Below are 13,376 nucleotides of genomic sequence, written 5' to 3' on the forward strand. Positions count from 1 at the left end.
GCTGATCAATCCATTTTTCAGCGACATAACCGCACGGTGCGTTACGACTGGTTGGCCCATTATTTGTTTGAAACGCTCGAGGATATCGAGGATTTGGCAACCCGCTGGCTGTGGACTTGCAATCACGACCGGCCCAACATCGGACTTGGCGCCATCACGCCAAAACAGAAGCTTGCCATGGCCGCTCAAGCTCTACTTTTAACGCGCTCTAAAAATAGGGGGATTACCATCCATGCCTGCGAAGGGAAATGGCCGAATAGACGGTACACCTCTTCGGGAATGAGGTCGTCGCCAAATAATCGTAGCGACGCTTCACATCTGTTGATGACGCCCATCTGTCTCCCTGTTCACGACTGACCGCTTGTGGCCGGAGGCTGCTTAAAAGGCATCACCTAAGCATAGCGCACGCGCAGCGTCTGACTTTACAAGCGCCCGTCGTTAGAACCATGGATCGCAGTACTCGGGAGCAGAAGCCTTGCCTCCCTCATTGGCGCACCAAACCGTAACACGGCGCCTGACGTTGACAGCACCAACACCAAGCCGCCCTTGATTGTTATTTGATCAAATGGATTGGATTGATCCGAAACAAACGTCCAAACAGGTTCATGATTTTGCAGCGATTCCAAAACGACTACGCCGATCGAGCCGTGTTCCGCAGCCTCTCCGCACTTAACCATGTACTGTCCACCATACAACTCTTCTTGCGCCAGAATCGCGACATTGAGCCAACCGCCAAGTTCCTGTTTTTCACGTACCCTGGCCATTCTGGTTGCGTGCACGTCGTAGAGATCACCATTGCTGCACAGGAGACCATTGCAGCTTCGCACCTCCTGGCTCTTCCACTTTGTTGCCATCACTGTCATTGATTCCATATTTAGAAATGAGCGACTGCATGCCCGGAATTAAACAACCGCTATTCTATCGAGCGGCTGCTCTTGCAGTCGTTAGCGTCGCTGAAAGCAGCCCGGGAAAATTCGACGCAAAATCGACTTGCGTTCAGAATCGTTGAAGACGATTGTGTTCTTGCCCGTAAAGTCAGGCAAGAGGCAGCGCATGCCTGTTCAACGGACATCGGCATGCTGCAACGAAAATCATACGTCACGTAAACGGAAAAACCCAGCACCGATATTATACAAACGTATAATAAACAGTACTGGGTTTCTATACAGCTTGCGCCGTAACTCCTTGAATCTAATGGTCGGGGCGAGAAGATTCGAACTTCCGACCCCATGCACCCCATGCATGTACGCTACCAGGCTGCGCTACGCCCCGACGAGGTGGGAATTATAGCAGACGCTTTTAGGTTTTTGCCATGCTTTGCGCATGATTCATATCGAACTGCGCAAACTTTTTTGCATGGCCCGTCCAGGCGCCCTATTCGCTCAGCAGCAGCGCCGTCAGGACGATGCGGAAACCGGCGATCAGCGGTTCGGCCTTGACGTCGGGATTGTGCACCAGGCGTACGGGCAAGCCCTGGTACATGGCGATCATGGCGTTCAGGCGCCCTTCCAGCATCTCCTCACCGGCGGGCAAGCCGCGCTTGATGCGCGCGTCGCGGATGATGGCGAGCAGCTGCTGGCGCGAACGCACGTCCGCGCAGCGCAGCATCTCGGCGATCACCGGATTGCGCGAGGCCTCGGCAAAAATCTCGAGCGGCATCACCCACGTTTTCGGGTCCAGGCTTTCCAACACGTGCTCGCCCGCATTGTCGATCACGGACTGCAGCGGATCTTCGCGCTGCGCCAGATCCTGCATCAGGTTCGACACCCGCTCGGTGTTCTTCATGACGAAGGCGGCGATGATCGCATCCTTGCTGTCAAAATAATTATAGATGTGGCCCGCGCTCATGCCGGCCGCTTTCGATATCTCGGCCATGCTGGCGCCGTGAAAGCCGCGGCGGCTGAAACAGCTTTCGGCCGCATCAAGGACCTGCTTGCGCCGCGTGTTGGCGCGCTCGGGGTCCGGATGCTTCTTTTCAACTTGGTTCATGATTTTCCAGTAGCGCGCCGGCCCTGCCCCTGCGGACAAGGGCAAGGCCGGCGTCGGCGTCCCCGTGGTTATTGGGCGCCGCCAGCCGCCGCGACGGCTGTCTGCTCAGGCTGCCAACCGCCGCCCAGCACCTTGTACAAGGTCACCAGGTTGGTCGATTTGGCCAGGCGCGCCGTGATCAGGCTTTGCTGCGCCGTGTACAGCGCGCGCTGGGCCACCAGGGCGTTCAGGTAGGACTCGGCGCCCTGCTTGTAACGCGCATCGTGGATGGAATAGCTCTTCGTCGACGCCTCGACCAGCGAGACCTGCGACTGCAGGCGCTCGTCGATGGTGCCGCGCTGGGCCAGCGCATCGGACACTTCACGGAAGGCGACCTGGATCGCCTTTTCGTATTGCGCCACGGAGATTTCACGCTGCACCTTGGCGATATCGAGGTTGGCGCGGTTCACGCCGCCATCGAAGATCGGCAAGCTGATCTGCGGCAGGAAACTCCACGTGCCGCTGCCGCCCTTGAACAGGCCGGACAGGTTGTCGCTGACCGAACCGGCCGTCGCCGTCAGCGAAATGCGCGGGAAGAAAGCCGCGCGCGCCGCGCCGATGTTGGCGTTGGCAGCGCGCAAGGTGCGCTCCGCCGCCAGCACGTCGGGACGGCGTTGCAGCACGTCCGACGGCACGCCGGACGGAATGTCCGCCAGGGCCGTCACGGCGCCGAACTCGGCTTGCGGCAGCAGGTCGGTCGGCACGGGGCCGCCCACCAGCAAGACCAGCGCGTTCTGGTCGAGCGCGACCTGGCTCGTGTAGACAGCCACGTCGGAACGGGCCGATTCCACGCTGGTCTGGGCATCGTATTTATCCAGGCCCGAGGTGGCGCCCGCGCTGAAGCGGCGCACGGCCAGGTCATACGACGACTGCTGGCTCTTCAAGGTGTCTTGCGCCACGCGCAGGCGCTGCTGGTCGGCCACCAGGTTCAGATAGGTGCTGGCCACTTCGGCCACCAGGCTGATCTGCTGTGCACGGCGTGCTTCTTCCGTGCCCAGGTATTGTTCCAGCGCGCTGTCGGACAGGCTGCGCACGCGGCCGAAGAAGTCCAGCTCGTACGCCGACACGCCCAGGTTCGCCGTGTACTGGCGATTGATGGACGCTTCGCCCGTGGCGCTCTGGTTTTTCGAGATGCGCGTGGCCGACTGGCCGCCCGAGGCCGACAGGGTCGGAATCAGGGCGGCGCGTTCGATGCCGTAGGTGGCGCGCGCCTTCTCGATGTTCAGGATCGAGACGCGCAGGTCGCGGTTGTTGGCCAGCGCCAGTTCCAGTACCTGGCGCAAGCGCGCATCGGCAAAGAACTCGCGCCAGGCGACGTCCGCCACCGGCTTGGCGTCGGCGGCGGCCGTGTCGGCCTTGTAGGAAGGACCGGTCGGCCACGCCGTGGGCGCCGGCGCTGCCGGACGCTCGTACGTGGGAGCCAGGCTGCAACCGGCCAGCAAGGCCAGTGCCGCCATGGAGAGTAGCGTTTTTTTCATATTAATGCGCATCCTTAGAAAGCGTGACGGCTGGCGAGCCAGGCGTCGCCGGCGTGGCGGGCGCGTCCGACTTCGAGAAGAAGCCGCGCACCAGCACGAAGAACACCGGCACGAAGAAGATACCGAGGAACGTGGCCGTCAACATACCGCCCAGCACGCCGATACCGATGGCGTTCTGGCTGCCGGAACCGGCGCCGCTGGAAATAGCCAGTGGCAGCACGCCCAGGCCGAAGGCGATCGAGGTCATCAGAATCGGACGCAGACGCAGACGCACCGCATGCAAGGTCGCATCCAGCAGCGACATGCCCGATTCCTGCATTTCCTTGGCGAATTCAACGATCAGAATCGCATTCTTCGCCGACAGACCCACCACCGTGAGCAAGCCCACCTGGAAGTATACGTCGTTCGACAGGCCGAAGAACCAGGTGCCCAGCACGGCGCCAATCACGCCCAGTGGTACCACCAGCAGCACCGAGAAAGGAATCGACCAGCTTTCATACAGCGCAGCCAGGCACAGGAACACGATCAGCAGCGACAGCGCATACAGCTGCGGCGTCTGCGAACCGGATTCGCGCTCTTCCAGCGACACGCCGGTCCAGCTCATGCCGATGCCAGGCGGCAGCTTGGCGACCATCTCTTCCATCGCGTTCATGGCGGCGCCCGTGCTCTGGCCCGGCGCCGGCGTACCGAGGATCTCTACCGACGGCAAGCCGTTGTAGCGTTCCAGGCGCGGCGAAGCATAGATCCACTTGCCGGTGGCGAAGGCCGAGAACGGCACCATCTGGCCAGCGGTATTGCGCACGAACCACTTGTTCAAGTCTTCCGGCAGCATGCGCGATTCGGCATTGCCTTGCATGAACACTTTCTTCACGCGGCCGCGGTCGAGGAAGTCGTTCACATACGAACTACCCCAGCCCACGCTCAGCACGCGGTTGATTTCCGAGATCTGCAGGCCCAGCGCGGTAGCTTTCTGCTGGTCGATGTCGATCTTGTACTGCGGCGTATCTTCCTGGCCGTTCGGGCGCACACCGACCATGGCAGGATTTTGCGACGCCATGCCCAGCAACTGGTTACGCGCCGCCATCAGAGCGTCATGGCCGACACCGCCGATATCCTGCAGCTGCATGTCGAAACCGGTGGCGTTACCCAGTTCCAGCACGGCAGGCGGAGCGAACGTAAACACCATCGCATCCTTGATCTGCAACAACTTGCCCATGGCGCGACCGGCGACGGCCGGCGCTTTTTGCGCCACGTCCTTGCGCAGCGACCAGTCTTTCAGGCGCACGAAGGCGATACCCGTATTCTGGCCGTTACCGCCGAAGCTGAAACCGGCCACGGCAAACACGGAGGCGACGTTGTCTTTCTCGCTGTTCATGAAGTGGTCTTCGACCTGCTCGATCACTTTCAGGGTGCGCTCTTGCGTGGCGCCCGTCGGCAATTGAATCTGCGTAAACAGGATGCCCTGGTCTTCTTCCGGCAGGAAGGAGGTCGGCAGGCGCATGAAGACGAATACCAGGCCAGCCAGCAGGATGACGTACAGCAGCATCGAGCGGGCGCGGTGACGGATCATACTGCCGACCATGCCCTGGTATTTGTTGCTGCTGCTATCGAAGCTGCGGTTGAACCAGCCGAAGAAACCCTTGTTCGTCGCGTGATGGCCCTTTTCGACCGGTTTCAGCAAAGTCGCGCACAAGGCTGGCGTAAATACCAGCGCAACGACGACGGACAGCACCATCGACGAGACGATCGTGATCGAGAACTGGCGGTAAATCACGCCCGTCGAACCGCCGAAGAAGGCCATCGGCACGAACACGGCCGACAGCACCATGGCGATACCGACCAGCGCGCCCGTGATCTGCGTCATGGACTTGCGCGTCGCTTCCAGCGGCGACAAGCCCTCTTCGCTCATCACGCGCTCGACGTTTTCCACCACCACGATCGCATCATCGACCAGCAGGCCGATGGCCAGCACCATGGCGAACATGGTCAAGGTATTGATCGAATAGCCGAACGCATTCAGGATGCCGAAGGTACCGAGCAGCACGACCGGCACGGCCATGGTCGGGATCAGGGTGGCGCGGAAGTTTTGCAGGAACAGATACATCACCAGGAATACCAGGATGACCGCTTCGACCAGGGTTTTCACCACTTCTTCGATCGACAGTTTCACGAACGGGGTGGTGTCGAACGCCACCTGGTAGCTCATGCCTTCAGGGAATTGCTTGCTCAGGTTGCCCAGCATGGCTTTCGCCGCATTGGCCGTATCGAGCGCGTTGGCGCCCGTCGCCAGCTTGATCGCCACGCCGGTCGCCGCATGGCCGTTGTAGCGGGCCACGGTGTTGTAGTTCTCGCGGCCCAGTTCCATGCTGGCCACGTCCTTCAGGTGCACCATGGCGCCCTCGGTGGTGGTTTTCAGCAAGATGGCGCCGAACTGCTCCACCGTTTGCAAGCGGCTCTGCGCCGAGACGGTGGCGTTCAGCTGCTGGCCCTTGACGGACGGCGTGCCGCCCAGTTCACCGGCCGACACTTCCGCATTCTGCGCCTGCACGGCCGTGATCACGTCCGCCGGGGTCAGGTTGAAGCTTTGCAGCTTGGCCGGGTCGAGCCAGATACGCATCGCGTACTGCGAACCGAACAGCGTCACGTCGCCCACGCCCGGCACGCGGCTCAGCGGATCGACGACGTTGGCGGCCACATAGTCGCTCAAGTCGGTCTGGTCCATCTTGCCGTTTTCGGAAATGAAGCCGAACACCATCAAGAAGTTCTTCGTCGCTTTCGACACGACAAGACCCTGTTGCGTGACAGCCGTCGGCAGCAGTGGCGTGGCCAGCTGCAGCTTGTTCTGTACTTGCACCTGAGCGATGTCGGGATTGGTGCCGCTGGTAAACGTCAGCGTAATGCTGATGCCGCCAGTCGCATCGCTCGACGAAGACATGTAGCGCAAGCCGTCGATACCCTTCATCTTTTGTTCGATGACCTGGGTGACCGCATCTTCCACGGTCTTGGCGGAGGCGCCAGGGTAGGAGCCGCTGATCGAAATCGACGGCGGAGCGATGCTCGGGTACTGCGCGATCGGCAGACTGAGGATCGAAATCACGCCGGCAAGCATGATGACGATCGCGACCACCCAGGCAAAAATCGGGCGGTCAATGAAAAAACGGGCCATTAATATTCTCCTGAATTAGTGGGCGCTGGCAGCCGATGCTGCGGCAGAAGCGGCAGCGGCGGGCGCAGGCGCAGGAGCGGCTTCGGCCTTGGCCGGTACGGCAACGGCTGGGGCGCCTGGCTTGACTTTTTGCAAGCCTTCCACGATCACGCGGTCGCCCGCGGCCAGGCCGGACGTCACCAGCCAGTTGGTGCCGACGGTGCCGCTGGTGGTCAGCACGCGCTGCTCGACCTTGTTTTCCTTGTTCAGGATCATGGCCGTGGCTTGGCCCTTCTGGTTGCGCGTCACGCCCACTTGCGGCACGGTAATGGCTTTCTCATCGACGCCCGTTTCCAGCTGCGCACGCACGTACATACCTGGCAGCAATTCGCCTTTCGGGTTCGGGAACAGCGCGCGCAAGATCACGTTGCCGGTGGTCGGATCGACCGTCACGCCGGAAAACTGCAGCTTGCCCGATTCGCCGTACTTGCTGCCGTCCGGCAAGATCAAATCGACCTTGGCCTGGCCTTCGCCCACTTTCTTCAGCGAGCCGTCGGCCATCTGGCGCTTCAGGCGCAGCAAATCCGTGCTCGACTGGGTCACGTCGACATAGATCGGATCGAGTTGCTGCACGGTGGTCAGCGCTTCGGCCTGGCCCGCCGTCACCAGCGCGCCGGCCGTCACGGTCGAGCGGCTGGTGCGGCCGCTGATCGGCGCCGTCACGGTGCTGTAGCGCAGGTTGATGTTGGCCGATTCCAGCGCAGCGGTGGCGGACTCGACGTCTGCCTTGGCTTGCTCGAACGCAGCGACGGCATCATCGTATTCCTGGCGGCTCACGCCTTCGATGGCGACCAGTTCCTTGTAGCGCGACGCTTTCGGACCGGCCGTCAGCAAGTTGGCCTTGGCTTTCGACAGCGCGGCCTTGGCCGAATTGGCGGCCGCCTGGTACGTGGCGGAATCGATCTGGTACAGGGCAGTGCCCGCTTTCACGTCGCTACCTTCGACGAACAGGCGCTTCTGGATCAAGCCGCCGACTTGCGGGCGCACATCGGCGACCTGGTAGGCATTGGTACGGCCGGGCAATTCGGCGCTCATCGGCAACGCGGCCGGATTAACAGTAAACACGACCACCTGTGGCGCTTGCTGCGCGTGAGGTGCTTCCTGTTTTTTACTGCAGCCGGCCATGATTACAGTGGCGCACAGAACGGCAATAGCGCCGCTCGTACGCGGCGACGTCAGGGAAAAGGTTGGTTGCATCTTGGACTTTCTGAAAAAGAAGCTGGCTAGTGTCGTTAGAAATGACTAAATTTATTAACGCAGATCAAAGAATGAACGATCATTCTAAAATCGTCAAGCATCGTTACAATTGAAACATAGCAACCATCAAGCGAATTAAATTATCAATGAAGCAACAAAATGAGGACAGCTACAGCGGCGGCACGCCAGCAAAACCGGCTACGAAGCTGACGGATGGCGGCAAAAATGGCAATGCGGAAAAGGTGGATTGAGTGAATACTGTAGCAGGGTCATGATTTCTTTGCTGAACTGACCGACACGGACGCAACACCGCCCTTCGCGGCAGGCATGGCGAAGTAATTATTTACCAATGGTATCGAAAAGACACATTCCGGCAGACGCGCTACTATATTGTCCACGGCGTGGCGAAGCGGGGGTGCGATGATGATGGCACAGGCGCAAGGAACGGCCCAACACGATGGCGCGAGCGGCCTGGACGCACTGCTGTCGACGGGCGTGCCCGGCCTCGACGCCATACTCATGGGCGGCCTGCTGCCCGAGCGGCTGTACCTGGTCGAAGGCGTGCCCGGCACAGGCAAGACCACCTTGGCGCTGCAGTTTCTGGCCGAAGGGGCGCGCAGCGGCGTGCCCGTGCTGTATATCGCCCTGGCCGAATCCGAGATCGAACTGCGCGCCGCCGCCCTGTCGCACGGCTGGGACCTGGCCGGCATCGCCATCGAAGAAGTGGCGCCCAGCGACGACATGCTCGACCCCGAGCGCCAGTACACCATCTTCCACCCGTCAGAAATCGAACTGGCCTCGACCAACCAGCGCATCCTGGCCGCCATCGAAAAGCACCGCCCGGCGTGCCTCGTGCTCGATTCGCTGTCCGAGTTGCAGTTGCTGGCGGAAAACCCCCTGCGCTATCGGCGCCAGGTAGTTGCGTTGAAACAATACCTGGCAAGCCGGCACTGCACCACGCTGCTGATCGATGACCGTTCCGCGATGGACGACGGCTTGCAGGTGCGTAGCGTGGCCCACTGCGTGATCTCGCTGGAGCTGCAAAACCAGGACTACGGCACAGACCGGCGCCGCGTGCGCGTGGTGAAATACCGGGGCGTGCCGTTTCGCAGCGGCACGCACGACTACCGGATCGCCCGGGAAGGCCTGATCGTCTTTCCGCGACTGGTGGCGGCCGACACGCGCCGCGATGGCGGCCATCGGCGCCTGTCGAGCGGCGTACCCGAGCTCGACGCCATGATAGGCGGCGGCCTGGAAGAAGGCATGAGCACGCTCATTTCCGGCCCCGCCGGCAGCGGCAAGTCCACCCTGGCGGCGCAATTCGTGCACGCGGCCACGGAGCGCGGCGAACCATGCGCCATGTTCCTGTTCGAGGAAGCGCGCAGCAAGCTGCTGATCCGGGCCGACAGCGTGGGCATGCGCCTGCAGGCGGCGCTCGATACTGGCTTGCTGAGCGCTCAGCAGATTGATCCGGCCGAACTGACACCGGGCGAATTCGCCCAGGCCGTGGTCGACGCGGCGCAGCGGGGCGCGAGGGTGATCGTCATCGATAGCCTGAACGGCTACATGCACGCGGTGCCCGATGAACGCTTCCAGAGCACCTATCTGCACGAACTGCTCAATTACCTGAGCCAGCACGGCGTGGCCACCCTGCTCGTCGGCGTGCAGCAAAACATGCTGGGCACCTCGATGACGACGGCGGCCGACGCCAGCTACCTGGCCGACAGCGTCATCATGCTGCGCTACTACGAAACGGAAGGTGAGGTGCGGCAAGCCATTTCCGTCTTCAAGAAGCGCGGCAGCGCGCACGAGCGCACCATCCGCCGCTTCGAGATCAGCCCGCAGGGCATCCGCATCGGCCCGGCCCTGGCCGGCTTTCACGGCATCCTGTCGGGCTTGCCCACCATCGGCGGCACGCCTTTCCCGTAGGAATACCATGGAGCAGCGCATCCTGATCTACGCGCCTGCCGGCCAGGATGCCGCCCTGGCCGGCACGGTATTGGCGGGCAGCGCCATCGCCAGCCACGCCTGCCGCTCGCCCGGCGAACTGGCCGAGCAGCTGGCGCTGGGCGCCGGCGGCGTGCTGACGGTGGAAGAGGCGCTGCATGCGGGCGTCTACTCCGTGCTCGACGCGTATGCCCGGCAACAGCCGGACTGGTCCGACTTGCCCATCATCCTGCTGACGCACGCGGGACTCGATTCCCTGCCCGTGCGGCAAGCTATCTCCACCCTGGGCAACCTGACCCTGCTGGAACGCCCCGTGCACATCCTGACCCTGATCACCTCGGCGCACGCCATGCTGCGCGCGCGCCAGCGCCAGTACCAGTTGCGCGAGACGCAGCGGCGCAAGGACGAATTCATTGCCAGCCTCGGACATGAACTGCGCAATCCGCTGGCGCCCATCAAGGCGTCGGGGGCCCTGCTCAAGCACCTGTTTCCCGCATCGGAGCAGGTGGGCAAGGTGAGCGACGTGATCGAACGCCAGGTGACGCACCTGACGCGGCTGGTGGATGACTTGCTCGACGTGGCGCGCATCACCAGCGGCAAGGTCCTGCTGCAGCGCAAGGAGTTTGAGCTGCAGCAAGTGCTCGAGCATGTCATCGAACTATGCCAGCCTGTGGCCAGCAGCCGGCACATCGGCATCACGCTGGAATTGCCGCCGCATGCCGTGACCTTGCACGCCGACTATGCCAGGGTGGTGCAGATCTTTTCCAATATCGTGTCGAATGCCGTGAAGTTCACACAGGAAGGCGGACACATCAACATGACGGCGCGCCTGGCGCAGGGCCAGTTACAGGTGATGGTCGAAGACAATGGCATCGGCATCGATCCGGATGCCCTCGCGCGCATCTTTTCCATGTTCGAACAGGGACGCACGGTGGCAGGCCAGATAAAAAGTGGCCTGGGCATCGGATTGAGTCTGGCGCGCCAATTTGCCGAAATGCATGGCGGCAGCATTGAGGCCTACAGCGATGGCGCCGGGCGTGGCAGCCGCTTCATCGTCACTTTGCCGGCCAGCGCCGGCATCGCCCCGGCCGCCATGCCAGTCGCCGGGGGCGACACGCCGGCCCGCGCGGGCCAGCCCGTGCAAGTGCTGGTGGTGGACGACAACCGCGACGCGGCCGACTCCCTGCAAAGCCTGTTCCAGCTCGAAGGCTATGCCGCCCAAGTCGCGTATGGCGGCGCGCAGGCGCTGGCGGCCGTCGAGATGGTATGGCCGCAACTGGTCGTGATGGACTTGGGCATGCCGGACATGGATGGCTACGAAGCGGCGCGCCAGATTCGCCAGCGCGCGCAGGGGCGCGACGTGCTGATGATCGCCCTGACGGGCTGGGGCCAGGGTGAAGCGCGCGCACGGACCGAGCAAGCGGGCTTCGACCATCACCTGACAAAACCGGTGGATTTCGACGCCATCGCCGCCCTGCTGGAACAGCACCTGGCGCAGCGGGCTGCCGCTACGCAGTCGCAGTAGCGCTTACTTCCACTTGCCGCGCAACTCCTGCACTTTTTGCTGCAGCAACTCCGGCGTGGCAGCCTCGGGCGCCACGGGCACGCCCACGGCCAGCGACAAACGCGAGCGCAAGCCCGCCTTGAAGGCGCGCTCGAACAAATGGCCATTGCGGTGGCTCAACAGATGCCCCCACAAGCCGCGCAGCGCCAGCGGAATCACGGGCACCTTGCTGCGCTCGACGATCTTGGCGATGCCGCCCTTGAATTCGCTGATCTGGCCCGTGCGCGTCAGCTTGCCTTCGGGGAAGATGCACACGAGCTCGCCCTCGTGCAGCGCTTGCGCGATATCGATGAAAGCCTTTTCCATCAAGAAAGGATCTTCCTTCGCCGGCGCGATGGGGATCGCCTTGGCCGTACGGAAAATCCAGCCCATCAGCGGCATCTTGAAGATGCGGTGGTCCATGACGAAACGGATGGGACGGGGGCTGGCCGCCATGATGACGATGGCGTCCACATAGCTCACATGGTTGCACACCAGCACGGCCGCCCCTTCCGTCGGGATGCGTTCGCCATCGACGACCTTGACCCTGTGCACGGTCTGGATGAGTATCCACGCGAGGAAGCGCATGAGGAATTCCGGCACCAGCGAGAAGATGTAGGCGGCCACCAGCGCATTGAGGATCGCCGTGACAAGGAACAGTTCGGGGATGGTAAAGCCCTTGCCCAGCAGCACGATGGCCACGCCGGCGGCCGCCACCATGAACAGCGCGTTGAGGATATTCATGCCGGCGATCGTGCGCGAAATGTGTTTCGGGTCGCAGCGCGTCTGGATCAGGGCGAACAGGGGCACGATGAAGAAACCGCCGAAGACGCCGATCATGACGATGTCGATCAAAATGCGCGGCACGCCCGCCTGGCTGACGAACGCCAGCGCATCGACCACTTGCGTGTTCGCATACGCATTGCTGGCGAAATACAGGTCGATGCCGAACAGCGACAGGCCGATGGAGCCGAACGGCACCAGGCCGATTTCGATCTTGTGGCCGGACAACCTTTCGCATAGCAGGGAACCCGTGCCGATGCCGACGGAAAACACGGTCAGCAGCAGCACGAATACGCTATGGTCGCCATGCAGGAAATCTTTCGAATACACGGGGAACTGGGCCAGGATCAGGGCGCCGTAAAACCAGAACCAGGAGTTGCCCAGCATGGCCAGGAAGACGGGACGGTTCTTGCGCGAAAAATTCAGGTTGCGGAACGATTCGGCGACAAAATTCAGGCTCACCTTCAAGTCCGGCTCGGGCGCGGGCGTACGCGGTACGCGGTAGCTGGCGATCAGGCCGAACAGGGCCACGGCGATCGTCGCGCCGGCGACCAGTTCCACGCCCAGCGGCTTGTGCACGATCAGCACGGCGCCGAGGATTTCACCCAGCAAGATGCCGACAAACGTGCCCATCTCGATCAGGCCATTGCCGCCGACCAATTCCTCGGGTTTCAGTTGCTGCGGCAGGTACGCATACTTGACGGGACCGAACAGGGTCGAATGCACGCCCATGCCGACGACGGCGGCCACCAGCAGCCACAGGGTGTGCGTCATCCAGCCCGCGGCGGCGACCGCCATGATGGCCAGTTCCATCCATTTCACGAAGCGGGCCAGGCCCGCCTTTTCGAACTTGTCGGCCAGCTGGCCGGCCGTGGCCGAGAACACGACATACGGCAGGATGAACAGGCCGGGAATCAAATTGGTGATGGTGGACGGGTCGAGCGTGGTCCAGCTCAGCGCATCGTAGGCGAGGATCACCATCAGGGCCGTCTTGAACAGATTGTCGTTGAAGGCGCCAAAGAACTGGGTCCAGAAGAAAGGCCCGAAACGGCGCTGCGACAATAAGGAAAACTGGCTGCTTTGACTCATGGCATGGGGAACCGGCAATTAAGGAATTGCTAAAATACAGCACTATCTTGCGCACGACAATCTGAATGTCTTCATCTTGCTTGGCGTCAATACGGAAAGCGCCGCA

Annotated in this window: 8 protein-coding genes, 1 tRNA gene and 1 pseudogene; 3 read left to right on the plus strand and 7 right to left on the minus strand. The window is 62.0% G+C overall.

All coding sequences use genetic code 11. From position 1 onward, the window contains the following. Positions 1-15 precede the first annotated feature (15 nt). Positions 16-186 (plus strand): annotated as a pseudogene (locus IGS55_RS07940) (integrase core domain-containing protein); the annotation flags it as partial. 236 nt (positions 187-422) lie between these two features. Here the strand turns inward: IGS55_RS07940 and IGS55_RS07945 are convergent. The 6 genes from IGS55_RS07945 to IGS55_RS07970 all read right to left on the minus strand — a co-directional run bounded on the left by IGS55_RS07945 (position 423) and on the right by IGS55_RS07970 (position 7,908). Next, on the minus strand, positions 423-863 hold the full coding sequence (locus IGS55_RS07945) for a hypothetical protein (RefSeq protein ID WP_230517292.1): 441 nt from the start codon (positions 861-863) through the stop codon (positions 423-425). Between the two features lie 332 nt (positions 864-1,195). After that, positions 1,196-1,272, minus strand: a tRNA-Pro gene (locus IGS55_RS07950). A gap of 102 nt (positions 1,273-1,374) precedes the next feature. Continuing rightward, positions 1,375-1,989, minus strand: coding sequence for a TetR/AcrR family transcriptional regulator (locus IGS55_RS07955; protein WP_230517293.1), 615 nt, complete (start codon positions 1,987-1,989; stop codon positions 1,375-1,377). Between the two features lie 68 nt (positions 1,990-2,057). Beyond that, positions 2,058-3,506, minus strand: coding sequence for an AdeC/AdeK/OprM family multidrug efflux complex outer membrane factor (gene adeC, locus IGS55_RS07960; RefSeq protein WP_230517294.1), 1,449 nt, complete (start codon positions 3,504-3,506; stop codon positions 2,058-2,060). Between the two features lies 1 nt (position 3,507). Then, entirely contained in the window at positions 3,508-6,672 is a 3,165-nt protein-coding gene (locus IGS55_RS07965) for an efflux RND transporter permease subunit (RefSeq protein WP_230517295.1), read from the minus strand. A 15-nt stretch (positions 6,673-6,687) separates the two neighbouring features. Further along, the gene (locus IGS55_RS07970; RefSeq protein ID WP_072452525.1) at positions 6,688-7,908 is read right to left on the minus strand and encodes an efflux RND transporter periplasmic adaptor subunit; all 1,221 of its coding nucleotides are present in this window, start codon (positions 7,906-7,908) and stop codon (positions 6,688-6,690) included. Between the two features lie 423 nt (positions 7,909-8,331). On the opposite strand from IGS55_RS07970, the gene IGS55_RS07975 reads away from it, so the two are divergent. Both IGS55_RS07975 and IGS55_RS07980 read left to right on the plus strand, forming a co-directional pair. Continuing rightward, on the plus strand, positions 8,332-9,837 hold the full coding sequence (locus IGS55_RS07975; RefSeq protein WP_230517417.1) for an ATPase domain-containing protein: 1,506 nt from the start codon (positions 8,332-8,334) through the stop codon (positions 9,835-9,837). Between the two features lie 7 nt (positions 9,838-9,844). Beyond that, positions 9,845-11,380 carry a hybrid sensor histidine kinase/response regulator gene (locus IGS55_RS07980; protein WP_230517296.1) on the plus strand — a complete coding sequence of 512 codons (1,536 nt, stop codon included), beginning with the start codon at positions 9,845-9,847 and terminating at the stop codon, positions 11,378-11,380. Positions 11,381-11,383: 3 nt separating this feature from the next. Here IGS55_RS07980 and IGS55_RS07985 read toward each other — a convergent pair whose 3' ends face one another. Further along, positions 11,384-13,270 (minus strand): MFS transporter, encoded by a 1,887-nt coding sequence (locus tag IGS55_RS07985; RefSeq protein ID WP_230517297.1) that lies wholly within the window; start codon positions 13,268-13,270, stop codon positions 11,384-11,386. Positions 13,271-13,376 lie beyond the last annotated feature (106 nt).

The organism is Janthinobacterium sp. EB271-G4-3-2 (genome assembly GCF_020858035.1).
GTDB lineage: Bacteria > Pseudomonadota > Gammaproteobacteria > Burkholderiales > Burkholderiaceae_D > Janthinobacterium > Janthinobacterium aestuarii.